The sequence below is a fragment of the Colwellia sp. genome, from assembly GCF_013214175.1.
Taxonomy (GTDB): Bacteria; Pseudomonadota; Gammaproteobacteria; order Enterobacterales; family Alteromonadaceae; genus Colwellia.
In genome coordinates this window covers 391,710-414,592 of record NZ_JABSPA010000003.1, presented here as the reverse complement: position 1 = coordinate 414,592, position 22,883 = coordinate 391,710, and the positions used below count along the sequence as shown (strand labels likewise).

The window sequence follows — 22,883 nt, the reverse complement described above, 5'->3', positions numbered from 1 at the left end:
CTTAACTATGTTCAACAAAATAAATAAGTTATTGTTACTACCACTAAGGTGCTTGGTATTCGCATTTACCTGCACAATAATACTCACCGCACCTGTAAGTTTTGCTGAAAACATAAACAAATTACCACAGTGGCAATATACCACTTTACCCACTACGCCTTCATTACGAGGTAGTGCAGTCATTGGTAACTCTCTTTGGGTCACCGGCAGTAATAATGCGGTGTTTGTCAGTCAGAACGGCGGTAAAACATGGCAGGATAAATCATTAGCCATTGAGCTCGCCACTGACTTTCGAGATATTGAATTATTTGATGCTAATACGGCTATTGTAATGGGCATTGGCAGTGGCAAAGACTCAGTACTTTATAAAACGATTAATGGTGGCGATAGTTGGTCGCTTTTATATGAAAACCAAGATGAACTAGGTTTTTTTGATTCCATCGCTTTTTGGGATAAAAATAACGGCTTGCTTATGGGCGACCCTGTTGATGGTTATTACGTTATTAAAAAAACCACTGACGGCGGTAAAACCTGGCGACGTATTCAAGCACAAAACATTCCAAAAATACTTGTTAATGAATCAGCATTTGCCGCAAGTGGTAATAGCATCATTGTTGGTGAGCAAGGTAAGGCATGGTTTGCCACCGGTGGTGAATCTGCCTCTATTTATACCAGTAATGACTTTGGTGAAACATGGCAACGACACAGTGTGCCCTTATATAACGAAACGTCAACCGCGGGCGGATATAGCTTAGCGACTAATCATTTACAGCAGGTTTTTATTATCGGCGGTGATTATAAACAGAGATCGAGCAAGTACGCCAACATGGCCACTTTTGACCAAGAACAATGGCGTACTGTTGATACCGGCCAACACGGCTTAAGAACGGCGATGCAATGTGAAGAATTAATATGCATTGCTACCGGAAAAAGCAGTAATGATATTTCCTTTGATGGGGGGAAAAATTGGCGCATATTAGCTAATACTTCGGCAGAAAAAAATGACCAAGGCTTTTATACTTTAGCAAGTAACCAAGGCTTATTTTTAGCCGCTGGAGCTAAAGGAAAAGTTGCCATCTATTCATTTCGTCAATGATTCTTAAAATTGAATATTATTTTATTTAAGTGCCTGCTAACACATATTTAGCAGGTGATTCCTATCTTAACCTCTTTGCGACTATCTAGAGCGACACTGCTAAAGGTCGCTTCAGTTAATGCTAACTGAATACCTTTTTAAACGCCTCTTTATAACTACGTGATAACTTTAACTTAGTGCCTGATTTAAAAGAAATCTCACCATCACCGCTTGGCAGGTAGCTGATACTTTCAATCTCATTATGATTAATAGCATGACTTCGATGAATACGGCTAAACCCCAAGCTTTCTATTCGAGTTACTATGTTAGCCAAGGTCGACCTCAATGGGTATATTCGCCCCTTACTGTGCAAATTCACATAGTTACCACAGGACTCAAGCCACTCAATATCTGAAACTTTAACTAAGAATTCTTTATCCAATTTTTTCACCAAAAAATGTTTGGGGATTTTATTTTCTTCATTTTTATCAGCTTGCTCTTCATCTTCAGCAATAGGACTTGCTTCACCTTTAAGACGACTATAGATGTACTGCACCATATGAAAGATAAAGAAAAATAACAGATAAGCCCTGGCATCTTTTCGATATTCATACCAAAGCTCTCTAGATATCGAGCCGAAATCATAGTTGCCACTATTGATAAAATACACGCCCTCACGAATGGCAACCATGATAAAAACGTGCGCTAAGGAGAAGAGTATTGAGCCAATTAAATGAATCAGCAGTTGCTTTTTTATCTCTATAAGGCGTGGAGGATAACGTTTAAAAAGCCAAACTATTGCCGGAAATATGCACAAGGTAGCTAATGCACTACTGAACTCCCAAGTAAAGGGTTCCCATAACGAAATACTCGACTCACCATGGCGACTGTGTTCCATCCAAACAGTAGAAGCGTTAATAATACTATTGATAAAAAAATAGACACTGACAGCAAGATAGCCGTAGAGGGTTTTATTTTTTTCGATTTGTTTAAATTGAGCGCTATTCATTTATCCCACTATTCCACCGTTTATCCCTAAAGCCAGTCATCATAAGCACTTAGGTGTTTTTCAACAAGAAGGTATTTGTCAAACTGTTTGGTAAAATCTTAATGGATAAAGACATGACTTACAATAATAATGAACGACACTATGATATTGACTGGTTGAGAACGTTGGCATTTGGTGTTTTAATTTTATACCACGTTGGCATGTACTATGTAACCGACTGGGGCTGGCATATAAAAAGCGAAGAAACATCAACCATATTACAAGATATTATGATATTAACTAATCCGTGGCGTATGTCGCTGCTATTTTTTATTGGCGGCATTGCCTTGGCGTTAGTACCACCTCGATATTCCTCTTGGCACTTGGCTAAATCACGAACGACACGGTTATTAATCCCGTTATTATTTGGTATGTTTGTTATTGTTGTGCCCCAAATTTACTACGAAGCACTGAGTCAAAGCTTAATAAAGCCAGGCTATTTAAACTTTTGGTCTAGCTATATTAATCCCAATACCGAGTTACTGCGCGATCACCACACCATAATAGGTTTACTCACTTGGAATCACTTATGGTTTTTACCTTATTTATGGGTATATAGCCTTATCTTTATCCTATTAAAAGCACCACTTAACAGCTTGGCTAATAGTAAATTACTTAAGAAGATACCAGCAACATTAGCTTTATCGATGGCTGTTTTAGCCTTAACTTTTGTTTGGTTAATGCTTCGACAAGACTACCCACCCACCAATGCATTAATTAACGATTGGTATAATCACGGAAAATACTTGTTAGTTTTCACCCTAGGTTATTTCTTTGTCTTACAGAAACATTGGTGGAGATTTGTCATTGAGAAGCGACTAACTTTACTGGTAGTAGCGATTTTAGCTTACGGTTTTATCATTACAGACCGACATGATAGCTTTACGGCTCTAGCTAGTCAGTTCGAGACTAACCTACTAGTTAAACTATTCTATGGCATAATTTTATCAATAAACCATTGGGCATGGCTATTTTGTGTGGTCGGCTTCGCCGGTTTCTACCTTAACCGCCCAAGTCCAAAGCTAAGTTATGCAACTAACGCCATTTTACCCTGGTACATTTTGCACCAGACCTTAATCATTGTTTTCGCCTGGTGGTTAAAACCCTTGCTGTTAAATCCACTATTAGAAGCAATATTGTTGCTTTCAATGACAATTATGGGGTGTTTGATTGGTTATGAAGTGATTCGACGGGTAAATATTCTACGCCTGCTCTGCGGTATGAAAACAGTTAAAAGGAAATATTCCATGCAATTGCGATTACAAAGTTAACCGCCTATTTAGCGACAGGGAGAACGGCTCTGACAAAGATCGGTTTTCCACCCAGGATGCTAAGATTTACACTAACCCAGACACGAGTAGCTACTTTTAAAAGTAGCTACTCGTGGATCATTGGCAAGTTATAATCCAGCTTGCCAATAGTGAATCTAGTGCTAATTAAAGCGGCTTCATTTTAACGCGACAGTTTAAATCTACTTGGTATAAACTGACGAGGTCCTAGTTAAATAGAAAATATTATGTACCCTCTTAATTATGTTGAACCCGTTTTTCGTCCACCGAGTGAATGGAAAAGCCTGATATTGCAAGTCACTAATGGTTGCTCATATAATAAATGCACCTTCTGCGATATGTATACCAGCGAAAATAAAAAATTCAAACCAAAGAAAATTGAGCAAATTGAAGCAGAAATTATTCAGGTTGCCAAGTCAGGCATAACCACCAGACGAGTATTTCTTGCTGATGGTGACGCCATGATGTTGCCATTTAAGCGCTTAAAAGAAATTCTCGAGTTAATAAAGTTGCATTTACCACAAGTAGGTAGAGTTTCTAGTTATTGCTTGCCGAGGAATTTGACCAATAAGACGGTAGAGCAGCTGGCCGAGTTACAAAGTCTGGGCCTTAAGCTTATGTATATTGGTTGTGAAAGTGGTGACGATGAGGTACTGGCGTTAATTGAAAAAGGCGAAACCTACCAGAGTTCATTAATAGCACTGACTAAAATAAAACAAGCGGGCATGAAAAGCTCAGTGATGATTTTAAATGGTCTTGGCGGCCCTGAATTGTCTCGTCAACATGCTATTAATTCAGCTAAATTGATGAATGAAGCACAACCTAATTATTTATCGACACTGGTGGTGTCTTTTCCGTTAGGTGAACAACGCTTTGCTGAGAGGTTTACCCAAGCATCATTAAAACCTTATCGGCAATTAACCCAGCAAGAGTTATTTTCTGAAATGGAAATACTGTTATCAGAGCTTGAGTTAGAAAAAACTATTTTCAGATCTGACCATGCGTCAAATTACTTAGTGCTCAAAGGCGTATTAGGTAATGATAAAGCAGCACTGCTGAGCCAAGTAAGGCAAGCGTTAAAGCAACCCAGTGATGCTAATTTAAGGCAGGAATGGCAACGAGGCTTGTAAAAAACATTATTGCTAAGTAAAACAAGTGGCACAAGTAAACGATGAAAGTGTAAACCAGAGTGCCGTTAGCAAATGATTTGTTGGCTAACGGCACTTAAGATAATTAACTAAACATTGTTAATTGAACATTGTTAATTGAACATTGTTAATTGAACATTGTTAATTGAACATTGTTAATTGAACATTGTTAATTAACTAGTTTTAATCAAAGGTAAGCTTATGACCTGCTTTGTCTACTTTAGCTTTAAGGTAATCTTCATTACCGTCTTTAAGATGTGTAGAGGTGTTGACTTCCTTTTCAACCGTCAGGCCATAATCAATCAATGCTTTTGCTTTTATCGGGTTATTGGTCATTAACTTTAGCGTGTTGATATTTAACGCTTCAAGCATCTGCCCAGCTTCAGTAAAATCTCTGAGATCATCACCAAAACCTAAATGGTTATTCGCTTGGTAAGTATTCATTCCTTCAGATTGCAGCTTATAGGCATCAATCTTATTATACAAACCAATACCACGTCCTTCTTGGCGTAGATAAAGTATTACACCACCTTCTGTTGCCATCAGTTCAATAGCTTCATCAAGTTGCTCACCACAATCACAGCGAGAAGAATGGAAGACATCGCCAGTTAAACATTCAGAGTGAATTCTAACCAGAGGCACTTTTTGTGACTTATCGGCCTGAGCAAAAATCAAGGCAACATGCTCTTTATCAGTAATTAAGCCATTAAATGACAGCATTTCTGCTGGAATGTCACTGTTAGAGCCAACTTTTAATGAAATTCTTGTACGTACTTCAGCCATAGCTACTACTTATCTACTAACCTAAAATGAGTTGTTTATTTATCAATTATACCAGCGAATAGCTTCGCTGGCTTTAAGTATAAAGATTATACCCTAAACCACTTTACTGGTATGACCTTTTATCGAAAATTTCACTCTTACTTATGCATGCTTCCTATCGGAAAGTTAGAATATCGACACTCAAATCATAGCCAATCATAGCCATACTCGGCTATTAGCTAATGCTTGTTTAGCCTTTGTTACTCGCTTGTATAATGAGTAATTCAATATTTTTATTACTATCATTTAATAAGCCATGGTTACCAAAGGGCTGATTTAAAATCATATCGCCTTTTGCCACCCTCTGCTCTTTGCCTTCAATGGTCATAAGCCCTTCGCCACTAAGGATGATATACATCTCTTCATCGTCACCATGTTGATGCAGTCCCATTGATGAGTTGGGCGGCATGATTACCCGCAAGGCAAAATCCCAAGCGCCGCTAAAATCTTCACGCTTGAACATTTTTTGAATTTCGATGACACCTTCGCCACCATGGCTATTTTTATCGGTTATTTTTTCACAGGTTATAAAATTTCTAATCATGTTTATACCCAAGTTATTTAAAGAAACGTGAAGATACGTGAATCAGGACACCTGAGCTATTAATGATCAAGGCGCCTGCTTTTATTAATGGTACGCCCTTAAAAGTAGGCAGTATTCGTTGCAAAAAATTCTCAACAAAACCTGCTTATGCTGCTGTGCCATGCAAACTAGCTCTGTCATGTAAACGAGCTAAGCCACAACACGCTGATTTTTATTATGCTCTAGGTTAATAAATTGACTAGCAACCAAGGAAGCCAGAGCAATGGCTGCACCTGCATAAAAAACAAGTGAATGATCATACAGCCATATCAAACCAAAACTGGCAGGAATTACCACTGCGGCAATATGATTAATGCTAAAACTTACCGCTGAATTTGAAGCAATATCTTTAGGGTCTGCTATTTTTTGAAAATAGGTCTTTAAGGCTATCGCCATAGCAAAAAACAAATGGTCAATAACATAAAGCACTGCGGCAATATCTGCCGACTCCACTAACGCATAACCAATAAATACAATAACTAAGCCAATATATTCTAGAGTTAGTGCCCTTTTCTCGCCTACTTTGGCTATCCAAGCACCAATTTTAGGCGCTAAGAAAAAGTTAATCACATGATTAATCATATAGAGCAAGGTGATTTGCTGAACGCTGTAACCAAATTTTTCTACCATCAAGAAACCGGCAAAAACGACAAATATTTGTCGACGCGCGCCCGCTAAAAAGGTCAGTAAATAATATAAACTGTAACGCTTTCGTAAGATTATTTTTTTATGCTGACTGTGGGCTATGGTAAATTTTGGCATAACATAAGCCAGCCACAGGGTCAGTATTAAACCTGTTAAGCCAAAAAACAGATACAGCAATTGATAACTAGTCGAAAAAAAGCTAAAACCTAGCCAAATTAAGGCATAACAAACTAATGAGGACGCCGATTTAATCGACATCAGTTGGCCTAATTTTACGGCTGTTTCTTCTTTATCAAACCATTGTAAACTTAATGAAGTATTTACAGTTTCATAATAATGAAAACCGATAGACATCAATACTGTCGTAGCATAAAGCCCGTAAATACTGGGAAAAAATCCCGTTATAGCAACACCTATTGATAAAATACACAGTGAAACCAAGGCAAAAGTTTGCTCAGCTAAGACCAATAAAACAAATACCGCAGTAAAAGCCAAAAACCCGGGGATTTCTCTTAGTGATTGTAAAACGCCTATTTCAGCACCAGTGAATGCGGCTTGCTCAATGGCAAAATTATTGAGCATTGCCAACCATGCGGCAAAGGTTACTGACATAACTATGCTGGCAACCACAAGAAAAACAAAAGGTGTTTGCCAACCTTTAGTCTCACTATTCCCTGTCGAATTAAGTTTATTTTCCGTTGCCTTGGTATCCATACTATTCCCGAAAATTTATTAAAGCCTAAATAGCTGATGAGCTAAATACATAACTTGTTTATCTAGAATGGCCAGTATATGATCAAGTTCAAGTGACCACATAGGTTAATTATGACATTAAGTTTATCTAAACAGACAAAATCAAAGTGGCATCTGGAAAGCCCAAGTAGACTATATCCAGCACTGCCTCGACCAATAGTATCAACCTCTGGTGAATTTAAGGCCATGACACAAATAGTCAGCCATTCTCACCCATGGTCACAGTTGTCTTATTCTTGTCGAGGTGTGATGCATATTGAAACCAGTACCGGTGTCTTTGTCATCCCACCAGAGCAAGCTTTGTGGTTACCGGCTAAAACCCAGCATCAACATTTTTGTAAAAACAGTGTCAGTAACCGTAGCTTGTATATAGACCCTGCTTGGAGTGAAGAGCTAGGTAATTCAGTACGAACCTTAACGGTAGATCCGCTATTAAAATCACTGTTATTAGAAGTGGCAAGCTGGCCTGAACATTACCAAGAAACCGAGCAAACTAGTCGATTGACGCGGGTATTAATCGATAGATTAGCCATAGCGCCGAGTAATGAATTATTTATGCCAACCATCAAGGACAAAAGGTTGCTGCCCATCATAGATGAGCTCAACCATGATCCAGCCAACAAATTAACCATTGAGCAATGGGCGGCTAAAGTGGGCGCATCAAGCCGGACCTTAAACCGATTATTTAACAAGTATTACGGTATGGGTTTTAGTCGCTGGAAGCAAAAACTAAAAATATTGAAATCATTAGAAATGCTGAATACCGGTACTCAGCTTACCAATATTGCTTTTGAATTGGGTTATGAATCAACCTCTGCTTTTATCACAGGGTTTAAGAAACAACTGGGCTGTTCACCGAAGAAATATCTATCAAGGGGAATTGATTAACGATGTGGCTAGGTGTTTGCTATTTTCTGCTTGCTGATTGACGCTTAAAGCTAGTTTTAGCGGTCTGTTTTGTTACTTAAAGCAGACCCGCTAATCTTCATATTGACTTTGTCTGGCAATATTGATCGCCATAATAGTTATTTGAGTAGTTACAACTAAGTTCTGCTTTTTTAGCACTAGTTAACTTGAACATTACTTTTAAAGTATTAATTACCGGGTTAATTACTGAGTTTATTAAATTACTGATTATATTGTTCATTTTTCTTCACCTTGTTTATTTAAGATGAAACTATTGTGCACCACCAGCGTGATTCAGTAAATTTAACAATATCGAACATATTCTTCTATAAAACTAAATCACTAAATCACTAAATCACTAAATCCACAGTAAGTTAAAAAATAAGCTAGAGCTAGCTAAACCAAACTAAGCAGAACTAAGCCTAAGTAAAACAAACTTATGCCAAGCTACATTTATTGGTTAATTGCGCAGTGAAAATATCTTGCAGCATAGTTAACTCATCGGTTCTGACATAATTGGGCCTAATCACTAAAGCAATGGTTCTATGAGGGCCGGGTTCATTTAGGTGAATAGCCCTAATTTCTGATTCGTTATAGGTTAGTTGGTCTAAGGCCATTTGTGGCACGAGTGTAGTACCAAGCTTTCCGGCAACCATTTGAATTAAGGTATGTAAGCTGGCGGAATCAAAATCGGTGTCTTGCTTTTTATTTCGCAAGTCACACGCAGCTAAGGCGTGTTCTTTTAGACAATGACCATCCTTTAACAACATCAACTTATCAATTTCTAGCTCATCACTGCTAATTTCCTGAACTTTATCTGGGCATTCATCTTTATGACAAACCCAATAAAAATCCTCTTGCCAAAATTCAAAACTCATTAAACCATCAATGGGGTAAGGCAAAGCCAATATAGCGGCATCAATCTCACCTGTTCTGACCTTTTCAACTAACACATGTGATTGGTCTTCAATGATTTTTAATTTAAAACTCGGATACTGTTTTCTAACTTCCGGTAAAACTTTAGGTAACAGATAAGGACCAATGGTCGGGATCACTCCCAAAGTCATCGGGCTAGAAAATGGCTGTTTATCGCTTTGCGCTATTTGTAATAGCTCGTCTAATTCCAACTTCACCTTTTTAGCTTTATTTAATATCAATTGCCCCTTATTGGTGACTAATACCTGCTTATTATTGCGTTCAAATACAGTAATACCTAATTGTTTCTCAAATTCAGAAATGGCGGTACTTAAAGCCGATTGTGAGACATTGCATGCCTCTGCCGCCTTTTTAAAGTGTAAGGTCTTTTCTATGGCTAATGCATAGTGCAGTTGTTTTAATGAGATCATATTTTGATGACTTAATGATAATTTAATATCAGCTTTTATAGAACATGAAGATGATTTTAATCAGAAATACCAAATTAGTCACCTGTTTGACCATTAGAAAAATAGAAGCTTATCTTCAAGTTAATCAAATATTCAAATACTGCGGCTTTCTCTATGATTTATATAAATTTATTTATCACTACTTTATTAGTAATTATTCACTAAATTAATTATCACTAATTTGGCAAAAGAGGAACTCCCATGTTAAAAAAAACACTGCCTATTGCTGCGGCAATTTCTGTTGCGCTCTCATCAATGCTATTACCAGCAACGGTGTTAGCAAGCAACGAAGCAAAAACCAATCAATTTTGGTGGCCTGAACAACTAAACCTAATGCCACTGCGTCAACATGGCGCTGAATCCAACCCTTACGGCGAGCAATTTAATTATGCCAAAGAGTTTGCCAGCCTTGATTTAGTTCATCTTAAAAAAGACATTCAAACCACACTTACCGATTCAAAATCTTGGTGGCCAGCCGATTGGGGACATTATGGTCCATTGATGATACGCATGGCTTGGCACAGTGCTGGTGTTTATCGTGTGCATGATGGCCGTGGTGGTGCATCTGGCGGACAACAACGATTCGACCCGCTGAACAGCTGGCCAGATAATGCCAATTTAGACAAAGCCCGTCGTTTATTATGGCCGGTTAAACAAAAGTACGGCCGTCAACTTTCTTGGGCTGATTTAATGGTACTTTCAGGCAATGTTGCCCTTGAATCTATGAGCTTTAAAACCTTTGGTTTTGCTGGTGGTAGAACCGATGACTGGGAACCTGATTTAGTTTACTGGGGACCTGAAACAGCCATGCTTACTGATGAACGTCGAGATAAAAAGGGTAAACTAAAAGGCCCATTGGCAGCAGTAGAAATGGGCTTGATTTATGTTAATCCGGAAGGTCCACACGGTAACCCTGATCCGCTGTTAGCTGCTAAAGATATCAGAATGTCATTTGGCCGTATGGCAATGAATGATGAAGAAATAGTGGCATTACTTGCCGGTGGCCATACTTTAGGTAAAGCTCATGGCGCGAAAAAACCTAACAAATGTGTTGGCGCAGAGCCAGCGGCGGCAAGTATTGAAAACCAAGGCCTAGGCTGGAAAAACAAATGCGGTACCGGTGTTGGCGCAGATACCATTACCAGCGGCTTAGAAGGCGCATGGACGGTTACCCCGACAAAGTGGTCATCTAATTACTTAGACAATCTAATGAACTTTAACTGGGTACTAACAAAAAGCCCCGCAGGTGCAAAACAGTGGATTCCTGACAATAAAGCAGCGGCTAATTTAGTGCCTGATGCTCACATCCCTAATAAGCGTAACGCACCTATTATGTTCACTACCGATATTGCTTTGAAGGAAGATCCTAGCTTTCGCAAAATTGTTGAGCGTTTCAGAAAAGACCCTACGCAATTTGATAAAGCCTTTGCTAAAGCTTGGTTTAAGTTAACTCACAGAGATATGGGACCTAGAGCAAGATATGTTGGCGTAGAAGTGCCAAGTGAAGTATTAACTTGGCAGGACCCTATTCCAGCAGTAAAACACCCGCTTATTACCAACAAAGATATCGACAAGCTAAAAAAGCAAATTGTTAACTCAGGTTTAACTACTGCTGAGTTAGTAAAAACAGCATGGGCAGCAGCGTCTAGTCATAGAGTTACTGATATGCGTGGTGGTGCTAATGGTGCTCGTTTAAACCTTGCGCCACAAAATAGTTGGGCAGCAAATAACCCGAAAGAGTTAAGCAAAGTATTAGCTAAACTTGAAGGTATTCAAGCGACATTCAACAAGCAATCGTCTTCGAGCAAAGTTTCACTGGCTGATTTAATCGTCTTAGCTGGCGCTGCCGCCATCGAAAATTCCGCCAAGCAAGCGGGCACTCAAGTTACCGTGCCATTTATTCCCGGTCGTGCTGATGCGAGCCAAGCGCAAACTGATGTTAAATCGTTTAATTACTTAGCACCAAAGGCTGATGGTTTCCGTAACTTCTATACCGATGAAAGTTATATGTCACCAGCAGAAATGTTGGTAGATAAAGCCAACTCTCTTGGTCTAAATGTTCCTGAAATGACGGTACTTGTTGGTGGTATGCGTACGCTTGATGCCAACTACGATGGCTCATCTTACGGTGTATTCACCAACAATCCTGGAGTGCTAAGTAATGACTTCTTTGTCAACTTATTAGATATGGCTACCGTGTGGAGTAAAGATGAAGCTAAAGCTGGGATTTACTTAGGTCATGATCGCGCTTCAGGTCAATTAAAGTGGCAAGCAACACCGGTTGATTTAATTTTTGGCTCTAGCTCTGAATTAAGAGCCATTGCTGAAGTTTACGCCTCAGACGATGCCGATAAGAAGTTCATTAATGACTTTATTGCCGCTTGGGTTAAAGTCATGCAATTAGATCGCTTTGACTTAAAATAAGCTTAGACTTTCACTGAACTTAGAATAAAAAGCGAGTACCGCCCTTGGTTGTACTCGCTTTTTAATTGTTACATCAGCTATCAAGCTATATCAATTTTTCTTAATAGCTCTTATATCAACTCCAATAACAGATTATAAACCTAATGCCGCTTTTATCCCGGCACCATAAGCAGCATCCGCCGCGGTACAATGCTTAATATGGCGCTGCTTTATTTCATCAGGCACATCGCTCATTGAACCGGCGGTATTATCAAACAAGACTTGTTGCTGCTCTGCAGACATTAAGCGAAATAAGTCACCTGCTTGAGAAAAATAATCCTCATCTTCTCGGTGATCCCAATGAGCAGCATAACCTTGTAAATCTAGTGGCGGCTCTGAAAAATCTGGTTGCTCAGCCCACTCACCTTTGCTGTTTGGCTCATAGCCGATAGTTGCTCCGTGATTGCCATCGGTGCGCATTTTTCCATCTCGGTGATAACTATTTACCGGACAGCGCGGCGCATTTACCGGAATGTGATTATGGTTAACCCCTAAGCGATAACGTTGAGCATCACCGTAGGAAAATAATCGACCTTGCAGCATTTTATCCGGTGAAAAACTGATACCAGGTACGACATTGGCGGGATTAAAAGCTGATTGTTCAACATCAGCAAAGAAGTTTTCCGGATTGCGGTTTAATTCCATTACACCAACGTCAATTAACGGATAATCTTTGTGTGGCCATATCTTAGTTAAATCAAAGGGATGATAAGCGACTTTTTTGGCATCCGCTTCCGGCATGATTTGCACTTTTAAGGTCCACTTGGGAAAGTCATTATTTTCAATAGATTCAAATAAGTCTCTTTGATGACTTTCTCGGTCTTTACCAACGATGGCTTCGGCCTCAGAGTCGGATAAATTTTTAATACCTTGTTGCGATTTTAAGTGAAACTTGACCCAGAAGCGTTCGTTATCGGCATTGATAAAGCTAAAGGTATGACTGCCAAAACCATGCATATGACGGTATGTGGCTGGAATACCGCGATCGCTCATTACGATAGTAATTTGATGTAATGCTTCAGGCAATGAGGTCCAAAAGTCCCAGTTATTAGTAGCACTACGCATATTGGTTTTAGGGTCACGTTTTACCGCATGATTTAAGTCGGGAAATTTTAACGGGTCTCTTAAGAAAAACACTGGCGTGTTATTACCAACTAAATCCCAATTGCCCTCTTCGGTGTAAAACTTAACGGCAAAGCCGCGAATATCGCGCTCGGCATCGGCGGCGCCACGCTCACCTGCTACGGTAGTAAAGCGAGTGAATAACTCGGTTTCTTTACCTATTGCTGAAAATATTTTTGCCCGAGTATATTTGCTGATGTCATGGGTAACCGTAAACTTACCAAAGGCACCAGAGCCTTTTGCATGCATACGTCTTTCGGGTATCACTTCACGATCAAAATGTGCTAATTTTTCTAAATACCAAACATCTTGTAAAAGTTGCGGCCCGCGTGGACCTGCGGTCATAATGTTTTGATTATCAGCCACTGGGCAGCCAGCAGCGGTGGTTAGTTTCTTTTTAGACATATTCAAAAACCTCAAGTTAAATGTTAACTGGTTAATTAAACACCTAATAATTCTAGCTGATATTTATCAACAATCTATTGAACTGGCTCAATATTTTATAATTAAATAAGATATTTCATTAGCTATGTTATTGGTACAATTGCTAAGTAAAATTTGTGCCGGTAAAAATTGCTATTCAAGACAAAGATCTAAGCTTATTTTCTGCCAGGTAGTTTTTAAACTGCTCGAATGGTAAAGGCTCAGCAAATAAGTATCCTTGGCCATATTCACAATTGAGCTGTTGCAATTGCTGCTGTTGTTGCTCTGTTTCTATGCCTTCAGCAATCACTTTCATCTTCAATTTCTTTGCCATCATAATAATGGCTTCACAAAGCGCTAAGTCATCGCTCTCTGGTAGCATTTTCTGTACAAATGATTTATCTATTTTTAAATAGTTTGCTTTAAATAACTTTAAATATGACAGCGAAGAGTAGCCGGTGCCAAAATCATCAATCGAAATAGCAATACCGGCGTTATGAATCAATTCAAAAATATCATTAATCTTATCGCCTGATTCCATCAATAAGTTTTCTGTTATTTCTAAAGCAATAGCACCGGGTGCAATACCCTCTTTTTGCAGGCTGACCAGCCAGTTAATAATATTGCCTTTATCTGCTTGATACTGCAGCGGAGAAGTATTAATGCTCAGCTGAAAATCTGGATGAAATTCAGTTCGTAAAGTATCAATGGTTTGAACTGCCGCTTTAAAAACCCAATCACTGATCTCAATGATTAACCCGGTTTCCTCTGCAAGGGGAATAAATAGCTCAGGGTTGATATAACCTTTAGTAGGGTGATTCCAACGTATTAATACTTCCGCTTTGTATATTTCATTGTTTGATAGATTAATGATTGGCTGATAAACCAGGCTAAACTCTTTGTTATCTATGGCCTTTCTTATATCGCTGATTAACGCCACTCTATTATTAATCGCGTCACGCATAGAGGCAGTAAAAAATTGGTAATTTTCTTTACCTAAGCTTTTTGCACTATACATGGCCTGATCGGCATTCTTTAGCAAGATATCAATATTGGTAGCATCGTCAGGGTAAATGGTGACACCAAGGCTGCCTGAGGTATGAATAGTCTCCCCCACCAGTGAATAAGGTGTACTCAATGTGCTAATTATCTGTTGGCAAATTCTATTAAGGCTATCTAAACCTTTAAGATCATTGATAATAATGACAAACTCATCACCACCTAAACGGGCAACAATGTCATTTTCACGCATAACAGCTTTTATCCGCTTAGCGACTTCTACCAATAGCGCGTCACCAACATCATGACCTAAGGTATCGTTTACATCTTTAAAGTTGTCGAGATCTAAGAAAACGATGGCCAGCTTGGTGCGATTTCTTTGACAAGTCTTTAATGCTAAACCAAGGTGTTCTCTCATCATATTTCGATTAGGTAGGCCAGTTAACGAGTCAAAGTTAGCATGGCGCCAAATGGTTTTATTCGCTTGCACACGTTCAATAGCAATACTGGCAAGTTGAGAGAAATTATCTATTAAATCAAATTGCTCTTTCGTAGGGCTGGCCTTTTGTTCATGATAAATAGCAAAGGTACCAATAACTTCACCCGATGAAGAGATTATCGGCTCTGACCAACAAGCGCCTAACTTTGCCTTTGCTGCCAACTCAACCCACTGAGCCCAAAAAGGATGTGTAGCGATATCTTCAACAATGACACGTTTACCGGTAAATGCAGCACTGCCACAAGAGCCAACACCCTCACCGATTTCAACACCTTCAATAGCTTGGTTATAAAAATCAGGCAGGGACTGCCCTGCTCCCACAGTTAGATTAGTTCTCGCTTCGTTAAGTAGTAAAATACTACAGCGTACCTCTTTAAATTCAAATTCAGCCGAACTTACAATGGCACGCAGAACTTTATTCAATGAGCTTGAATTTACAATGAGTTCAAGGATTTCATTTCTATATCTTGATAATCTTTGATTCGCTTGAATCTTACTATTGTTTATTTCTACTGTGACCGAATAGATATAAGCAAAGGCACTGGTTATAGTATATGCAGGTAAAATAATCAGCATTAATACCCAATTATAATCTAGGTAGGTATTGATAAAAAAAGTACTAAAAGAGCAAGTAAAGAGCAGTAAGGCAAATAGCGGCCTGAGTAAATAAAATGCTGCGATGATTAAAGGAAAGGCCCAAAAAGAATAGAAAAAACCTTTAAAAGATAACAGTAAAATCCAAGTGACTGATGCAAGTACTGCAATGATAGTGGCTGATAACTCTACTTTACCGGTTCTATAAGTATAGGAAAAAGCAGAAATTAGCATAATGACTAAAAACAGATCTGCCAAGGCGACAATATATTCTTGCTTAAAGATTCTCAGAGCAATAATTGGTAATAAAACTATTGCTGTTATAGCCGTTGATGACAGTAACGCTAACTCTTTATTCGTTCTATTTTGCACAGAAAATTTAGCCCTTTCAATGAGAGAGTAATCAAACCTGCCTTTGAATATAAATAATAAAAACTAATAACTCAATGGATTAGAGCTATTTTTGCCAAGATATGAAAAAACATTTTGCTTACGGAGTAATGATGATTGATTGTTATGCGGTTTGTTTTAAAATAAAGCTGTTCTTAATATCACTAACAGCACTGTTATTTTCTGTTTATAAAAAAGCCTTCTAGCTGGCGGTTAAGCAAAGTAGAAGGCTGTTATCTGCAAGTGTTATATCTTTAGCTAATTTACTGGTTTTTCTTCTTGCGACGAGATAACCCCATTACCGCGAGACCTAAACCAAGAATACCGAGTGAAGCTGGCTCTGGAACAGCGACAGAACCTTTTGCAGCATAGGCGACTGAGCTAGCAATTACCGATAACATTTCATCACTAACAACACCATCGTCATAGGTCATGCCATCGTTAATATGAATGACAGTACCGCCATTAACGTTGCTGTAAGACAGTAATGGAATACCTGCACCATCTTCCATGACAACAGTAGTGCCATCTTTTGCAATAACATTTGAATATGTATCGTTTGCGTCCACGGCAATGTTTTCGGTAAATGAAGTAGATAAAAGGCCATCAACTAAATCATGATCTGCATAACCTTCGGTTACGTTCCATGCAGCTTCATAGTAATAATCACCATTGTAAGTTACTGGCATTAAGACAGCTACAGGCTCGTCAGCTTCATCAAGTTCGCTATAGGCATACCATTCAGTGAAAATTAAACCACCGCCACCGGCAACAAAATCTAAAACAGACTGATTAGCTGCAGCTTGATTACCATACTCACCTAACCCATAACCATAGTCATAACCATAAAGATAAAGAATAACGTCGGTATCGGCTGACATAGTGCCATCCCAGTCATAATAGTTAGTATCGCTGGTTACTGTATGACCAAGACTTTCTAAATACGGACTAATAAATGTTTCAGAATAATTATCTCCTAACACCAAAATAGCAGCAGCCTGGGTGTTAGCAGCAGCAACAACTGAACTTGCGGCGATTAAAAATTTTGCCCATTTATTCATATCGATTATTCCTTAAAGTTATTAGTATTTTTATAATTTACAAAATGCAAGAACCGAACCAGAAACAAAACCATATAAATATCAGATGGATAACAAGGTAATAGCAGTAACATGTAAACTATGTGTTAAATAAACTGACACTTAGGCAACAATACCAAGTCAATAGCTGGTCAATAGCTGGTCAATAAAACGATGCATAAATGAAGGGTTTGGGGTTTTACTCTTAACAAGTTTCAACAGTGACAACCCTTAGTAAAGGCACAACTTAGGCTGTCCTAGTTATTTATTACTAGTTAATTCGACTAAAAAGTTAAGATAACACCGCCTGTTTGCTTGGTTGAGTGTATAGTTAACTAAAGCTTTTCAACATATTATCTTGTATGAAAAATACCTATATTGCTCGTCAGGCCATATTAAACCATGAGCTAGAAACTATTGGTTATGAGCTGTTTTTCAGAGATAGTCCTGACAATAAATTCCCCGAAATAGATCCCGATGTCGCCAGCTCTAAATTGATTATCCAAAACCATATTTATGGAGATATACAAACATTAAGCATGGGTAAGGTCGCCTTTGTCAATTTTACTGAGTACGCTTTAATTCATAAATATCCGTTAATGTTTGATAAAAGCAGCATTGTTATTGAATTGGTAGGTCATAAAAAACCAACAAAAAACTTATTAAAAATTCTTGGCTATTATCATGGCAAGGGTTACCAAATAGCCTTAACAGAATATGACTTAGATCGTCATTGGGATAGCTTATTTCCTTATATAAGCATCATAAAAATAAACTTAGAAAAAATTAACCCCAAACGTATAATTTCTGCCATACCACGAATGAAGCCTCATAAGATAAAACTAGCCGCTGAAAGAGTCGAAACAAAATACCAAAGACAAGCACTGGTCGAGATCGGTTTTACTTATTTTCAGGGCTATTTTTATCATCAAACTGAAATAGTCGCAGGACAAAAAATAACCAGTCAAAAAACGCAGATGCTGCACCTTTTAAGTGAAACCTTTAATACACCAATAAATTACGACAAGGTGGCTAAAATTATCAGTCACGATGTCAACCTCACCATAGGTTTATTGAAAATGGTCAACAATGTTTCAACCGGCTCTAAAGTTGAAATTACTTCGCTAAAACAAGCTGCGGTCTACTTAGGCGATGAGTCTTTATGTCAATTTGTCGCTATTTTAGCCTTATCAAATTTAACATCAGAAACGGCTGATGAAGTGTGCCGACAAGCACTTATTACCGGAAAAATGATGGTCGAGCTAAGTCATAGTAATAGCTTTCAATCGGTTAGTGAATTTGCTTTTATTACTGGTCTACTCAGTGCCATTGAACTGATGTTATCCATGCCGCTTGCAGAAATAATCAAAACCATGCCATTGGCTCCCGCGATTAAACAGGCTTTACTTACGCAAGAAGGCCCCCTGGGTGAGCTATTAATGTTAACAACAACATTCATCTCAGGTAGTAATGGCAATATGAATCAATTAATTACCAGCCATGACTTAAACAAGCAAGCCATTCAGCAAGAATTTCTCAGTGCTAGCCAGTGGTGTAGTGATTTAGGTATTTAGGTATTTAGGTATTTAGGTATTTAGGGCTATACCGGCTTATTCATTATCTCCTAAGTGGGCTTTACACTTAGGGGTAAAGTAATACAAAACATGATGCCCTTACCTTGTTTAGGAATACATTGAATATTGCCCTGCATAAGCTGCACCACTAGGTTGTACACTATGCTTAGACCAATACCCAAATTTTTATTACCCATGTTAGTGGTATAAAAGGGTTCAAATACATCGTTCACAATAGCGGAATCAATGCCTTTACCGTTATCTTGATAAGTAATTTCAATATGTCCATTTACTTTAGTAATATCAATTTCTATTTCTGGGGTTAAGGTCTGGGCAAAAGCATGATCAATAGAATTAGCAATGAGTTGGCTGAAAACTTTATTTAAAGCTTCCGGATAGCCTTGCATCTGCACCTTGCTACCGGAGATATTTATCACTGGTTTATCTTGTTTAAGTAATATCAGAATTAAATCAGTATGTTTAGATATATGATCGAATATCTCAAACTCTTGTAGTGTTTCGGCTTCTAAGTTTGCAGAAATCATTTTAAATTGACTAATTAAACTGGCGACTTTGCTCATTGAATTTGATGAAAGCTCACAACCTTTGTTCAAGTCAGTCATAAATGAATCAATATCTGACTTCTTAAGGCCTTCTCCTGCCACTAATCTGCCAAAATATGTAACTCTTTCATGGATATGAGAAACCCCTGTTACCGCTATACCTAAAGGGGTATTTACTTGGTGAGCCATTCTAGAAACTAAAGTCGTTAGCGCAGACATCTTACCCGATTTAACGAGTTTCTCTTGAGTCTGCTGTAATTCAGTTAAGGTTAAAGAGAGCTCGGCATTTGATTTTGCGATGACTTTTTTACTCTTTTGTAGCGTCCCTAAAAAAACAACCAAAATGATAACCATACCAAGGCCAGAAATAAGTATTATTTTGACTTTTTGTCGCTCACTATTAACTTGCAAGGCTTTAATTTCAGCATTCTTTTCTAACGTTAATATATTGAGATCTTTAGAAATTGCCTCCGAAGTATTGAGATAACTAGCCAGTTTAGCACTTGTTTTACGCGACACCACTTGTTCTAGGGTTTGCTGATAAAGTAGCGATACTTGATAGGCTCTATGGTAGTCGGCTTGATTCGCATATATCTGTCTCTGCAAGTTATAAGCTTTTGACAAACTAGTATTATTATTTTGTGCTATCGCTGCCACTATGACGGCTGCAATCACTTGCTCTGCTAACACAGGTTTATTACTGGCAATATAGACCTTAACTAAGGCCAGCTTACTAACCAGTATGCCCTTAACAAAACCCGCCTGCTCTCTTATTACGATCGCTTTATTAAAAGCAGCTTCAGCTTTTTGATATTGTTGTTGTTGGTAATAAAGCAGGCCAAGGTTCTGATAAGAAAATGAGGAATGAAACGTCAGCTGATGTTCAAGTCGTATCGCCAGTGATTTTTCTAGCAGCTCAGCAGATTTTTGATAGTTCTTCACCCCTAAGTAAGCTTCCCCAAGATTGTTATAGGTTGACGCTAAAATAGTAACATTATCATTGGTTATCACTATGGCTAGCGCGGACTCTAAATAGCTGACAGCTTGCTTAAAAAATCCTAGTTTGATAAAAGCATAACCGACATTACCTTGGCTAATGGCTTGAAAATTGCTGAACTCGGTAATACTTTTAACTACACCATAGGCCTTTAAGTTAGCGTTCAGCGACTCTTCAATATTATCCATATGCCAATAAACGATAGCCTTGGTATTGTAGTAATGCCAAAAGAATACCTTATCACTTGCCAAGTTGGCGATTCCCTTAACTTCTTCAATGGTTTCAAGTGCTAAGGCATGATGATTTAAGTAAGTGTTTGCTACCACTTTATGCCTAATGATCTTGACTCTTTGCACGGCCGTTAACTGTACTTTACTCTTATTGAGCTGCTCTATTACCCTAAGTGCCTGTTCAGGATCAGCAACAACTAAAGACTCTATGCTGGCTAATTCTTCCAGCAAGGTTTTCTCAGTGCTAGCCCAGGAGAAAGAGACTAAAAAGAAAAGTGAAAACATGAACAATGTCTGCTTAGTTAGCATCATAAGACAATAAACCACTAGCAACCGATATTAGAATTTAATTATAGTAATTAATTGACCGATAGATGGCGCTTTAGTGAATTTCAGAAAAGAGTGTCATCACGGCCGAGGTTGACCGCATAAAAAGGGAGGATAGCTGACTTGGCTTGCAGGTAAAAATGGCAAGCAATGAGGTTTTGACTCGTTAATGGCTCTACTTTTACAGTAAAAAACAAGTCTGCTTTAACAAACAAAAATAAGAATTAGCTGTATTTAAATATCACTTACTTAGGTGGTAGTTAAATACAGCCAAGGAATTTAGACTTCATCAGGTCTTAAATAAGCAAGATCATCTTCATCATCGGCATGAAAATCGTAACCACCTTCAAAATCATCATTCAATTCTACCAAAAGGATAATAGGTAGCTCTAATATCTCTTGAATAAAAGTAGCGATATCTGTTTGTTGTTTAATAATGGCCTTAAATTCAGAGAAATCTAATAACTCAACTTCTTGCAAGTAACTTCTAGTGGGTATCGATAGTTGCTCGATGAGTTTAACGATACAAGTTTGCAACTTCTCAAGCAGCACATCTTTTTCTGTGTCGATAAGATAAGTTTTTAAGACTTGATATAAAGAGGTGGTAAATACTTTTTTATCCGAATCAATGAGTAATAATGCAATTGCTGTATTAAGAAATCGTTGTAATTCAACCTCCAATATATCTTCACTTAACACGGTATCATCTTCAATCACCGATTTATTTGCACTATAGTTCGCGGCAATGCTTTTATAAACATCTAATAACTTAGCGCTTTTATAGCTTTCTTTCATTAAATTGGCATGCATAAGGCTGATATCAGCCGTGTCATTGATGGCTAAGCCATAAGTACTGATCGAAATACCTTCAAAGAATAAGGGTGATACTTTCTTTAGTTGCGCATATTTAGCCCAACCCGCTCGAAAGCAATAAACAATGCCTTGAGTTTTTATAATCTCTTTTGCTTTATCAGCATCGTTATCACACAGATCTAATAAACCTAAATTGCTAATACCTAGAACAATTTCACAGCCTTTTTTAATTTGATCGGTATAAATTATCGATAAATTATCCGAAGCAATCCGTAACGACATATCGATTAATTGTTGTTTGAGCTTAGCTATAAACTCGGGAGAAAAATAGCCATCACTTTCTCCGTCTTTTAATACCAAAAGTAGAAAAGGATGATTTCTTAACTCTGCTATTTTCATTAATGAATCCTAGTTATATAAAGCTGTATGGTAATATCTTTTTTTAAATTCTACAGTGGCGCAAACATATCATCAGTGTCTATTTCTACTGAGGTTACTCTTTGTTTATTGGCATTATCTTTCAACGCTTTTTCAACGTTTTCTAGCGTGCCATTGCTACTTACTACCATAACTTCACGATAGGCATCTTCATCTAATGATTTAATTTTCATTAGCAACTCTTCGATACTGCCAGATGTTTGCTCTTCGTCTTCTTCTATTTCAGAGAAATCATGACCAACAAACGGCAGAGACAAATATAATAGGCCAAAGTCATCTTCAACAATGGCTTTTAATACTTCTAACTGTTTTTCTTCATCATCAGTAGAAAGAAAAATTTGTGATAATAAACTGTGTGCTTCCGTTTGCGCACAAAAAACATGATCTTCATCCATATTCTGCCAATAAGACGGCTCAACATTTAATAGCTGTTTAATCGACTCGGCATCCATTAACCAAGTAGCAATAGAAGGAATGGTGGCATCGTGCTCTCTAACAATTTTAGCCACGGTTAAAATATCCATCTCGGTTAATACCGCCATCATGGTTTCATCACCATGTTCAGCAGCAATAGCCTCTAATGAAGTACCTGCGCGTCTACCGCTTTGTTGTGCTATTTCGATAATATCAGTAGCCAGAATGAGTGCGTTTTTTGTCACGGTTATTCCTTAAAAAAGTCTTTGTATTTGTTATTAGATGCCTAATTAAATTAATTAGG

Annotated in this window: 17 protein-coding genes; 6 read left to right on the top strand and 11 right to left on the bottom strand. The window is 38.1% G+C overall.

Features of this window, described 5'->3' with window-relative positions; genetic code table 11:
• Positions 1–7: 7 nt before the first annotated feature.
• Positions 8–1,096 carry an oxidoreductase gene (locus tag HRT55_RS10220; protein ID WP_291620956.1) on the top strand — a complete coding sequence of 363 codons (1,089 nt, stop codon included), beginning with the start codon at positions 8–10 and terminating at the stop codon, positions 1,094–1,096.
• A 121-nt stretch (positions 1,097–1,217) separates the two neighbouring features.
• On the opposite strand, the gene HRT55_RS10215 is transcribed toward HRT55_RS10220, so the two are convergent.
• A complete protein-coding gene (locus tag HRT55_RS10215; protein WP_291620955.1) occupies positions 1,218–2,084 on the bottom strand; it encodes a LytTR family DNA-binding domain-containing protein in 867 nt (288 codons plus the stop codon).
• A gap of 113 nt (positions 2,085–2,197) precedes the next feature.
• Between HRT55_RS10215 and HRT55_RS10210 the strand changes: the two genes are divergently transcribed.
• Both HRT55_RS10210 and HRT55_RS10205 read left to right on the top strand, forming a co-directional pair.
• The gene (locus tag HRT55_RS10210; RefSeq protein WP_291620952.1) at positions 2,198–3,394 is read left to right on the top strand and encodes an acyltransferase family protein; all 1,197 of its coding nucleotides are present in this window, start codon (positions 2,198–2,200) and stop codon (positions 3,392–3,394) included.
• Positions 3,395–3,639: 245 nt separating this feature from the next.
• Positions 3,640–4,542 (top strand): radical SAM protein, encoded by a 903-nt coding sequence (locus HRT55_RS10205; protein ID WP_291620950.1) that lies wholly within the window; start codon positions 3,640–3,642, stop codon positions 4,540–4,542.
• A gap of 201 nt (positions 4,543–4,743) precedes the next feature.
• On the opposite strand, the gene ribA is transcribed toward HRT55_RS10205, so the two are convergent.
• The 3 genes from ribA to HRT55_RS10190 form a co-directional block, all read right to left on the bottom strand.
• Complete coding sequence (gene ribA, locus HRT55_RS10200; protein WP_291620948.1) at positions 4,744–5,343, bottom strand: GTP cyclohydrolase II; 600 nt, start codon at positions 5,341–5,343, stop codon at positions 4,744–4,746.
• Between the two features lie 229 nt (positions 5,344–5,572).
• On the bottom strand, positions 5,573–5,926 hold the full coding sequence (locus HRT55_RS10195; protein ID WP_291620946.1) for a cupin domain-containing protein: 354 nt from the start codon (positions 5,924–5,926) through the stop codon (positions 5,573–5,575).
• Positions 5,927–6,115: 189 nt separating this feature from the next.
• Entirely contained in the window at positions 6,116–7,222 is a 1,107-nt protein-coding gene (locus HRT55_RS10190) for an MFS transporter (protein ID WP_291621318.1), read from the bottom strand.
• Between the two features lie 213 nt (positions 7,223–7,435).
• Here HRT55_RS10190 and HRT55_RS10185 point away from each other — a divergent pair, with 213 nt between their 5' ends.
• A complete protein-coding gene (locus HRT55_RS10185) occupies positions 7,436–8,251 on the top strand; it encodes a helix-turn-helix domain-containing protein (RefSeq protein ID WP_291620944.1) in 816 nt (271 codons plus the stop codon).
• A gap of 455 nt (positions 8,252–8,706) precedes the next feature.
• On the opposite strand, the gene HRT55_RS10180 is transcribed toward HRT55_RS10185, so the two are convergent.
• Complete coding sequence (locus tag HRT55_RS10180) at positions 8,707–9,615, bottom strand: hydrogen peroxide-inducible genes activator (protein ID WP_291620942.1); 909 nt, start codon at positions 9,613–9,615, stop codon at positions 8,707–8,709.
• A gap of 240 nt (positions 9,616–9,855) precedes the next feature.
• Between HRT55_RS10180 and katG the strand changes: the two genes are divergently transcribed.
• Positions 9,856–12,078: a catalase/peroxidase HPI gene (gene katG, locus HRT55_RS10175; protein WP_291620940.1), complete on the top strand. Its 2,223-nt coding sequence runs from the start codon at positions 9,856–9,858 to the stop codon at positions 12,076–12,078.
• A gap of 132 nt (positions 12,079–12,210) precedes the next feature.
• Here the strand turns inward: katG and HRT55_RS10170 are convergent, their stop codons facing one another.
• The 3 genes from HRT55_RS10170 to HRT55_RS10160 all read right to left on the bottom strand — a co-directional run bounded on the left by HRT55_RS10170 (position 12,211) and on the right by HRT55_RS10160 (position 17,205).
• Positions 12,211–13,644 (bottom strand): catalase, encoded by a 1,434-nt coding sequence (locus tag HRT55_RS10170; protein WP_291620938.1) that lies wholly within the window; start codon positions 13,642–13,644, stop codon positions 12,211–12,213.
• A 175-nt stretch (positions 13,645–13,819) separates the two neighbouring features.
• Positions 13,820–16,126, bottom strand: a complete 2,307-nt coding sequence (locus HRT55_RS10165; RefSeq protein ID WP_291620937.1) for an EAL domain-containing protein — start codon at positions 16,124–16,126, stop codon at positions 13,820–13,822.
• Positions 16,127–16,407: 281 nt separating this feature from the next.
• The gene (locus tag HRT55_RS10160) at positions 16,408–17,205 is read right to left on the bottom strand and encodes a PEP-CTERM sorting domain-containing protein (protein ID WP_291620936.1); all 798 of its coding nucleotides are present in this window, start codon (positions 17,203–17,205) and stop codon (positions 16,408–16,410) included.
• Between the two features lie 380 nt (positions 17,206–17,585).
• On the opposite strand from HRT55_RS10160, the gene HRT55_RS10155 reads away from it, so the two are divergent.
• Positions 17,586–18,797 carry an EAL and HDOD domain-containing protein gene (locus HRT55_RS10155; RefSeq protein WP_291620935.1) on the top strand — a complete coding sequence of 404 codons (1,212 nt, stop codon included), beginning with the start codon at positions 17,586–17,588 and terminating at the stop codon, positions 18,795–18,797.
• Between the two features lie 50 nt (positions 18,798–18,847).
• On the opposite strand, the gene HRT55_RS10150 is transcribed toward HRT55_RS10155, so the two are convergent.
• From HRT55_RS10150 to HRT55_RS10140, 3 genes are all read right to left on the bottom strand, one after another.
• Positions 18,848–20,872, bottom strand: a complete 2,025-nt coding sequence (locus HRT55_RS10150; protein ID WP_291620934.1) for a tetratricopeptide repeat-containing sensor histidine kinase — start codon at positions 20,870–20,872, stop codon at positions 18,848–18,850.
• 321 nt (positions 20,873–21,193) lie between these two features.
• Positions 21,194–22,126: a hypothetical protein gene (locus HRT55_RS10145; protein ID WP_291620933.1), complete on the bottom strand. Its 933-nt coding sequence runs from the start codon at positions 22,124–22,126 to the stop codon at positions 21,194–21,196.
• Between the two features lie 50 nt (positions 22,127–22,176).
• The gene (locus HRT55_RS10140; RefSeq protein WP_291613647.1) at positions 22,177–22,824 is read right to left on the bottom strand and encodes a hypothetical protein; all 648 of its coding nucleotides are present in this window, start codon (positions 22,822–22,824) and stop codon (positions 22,177–22,179) included.
• Between the last annotated feature and the right edge of the window lie 59 nt (positions 22,825–22,883).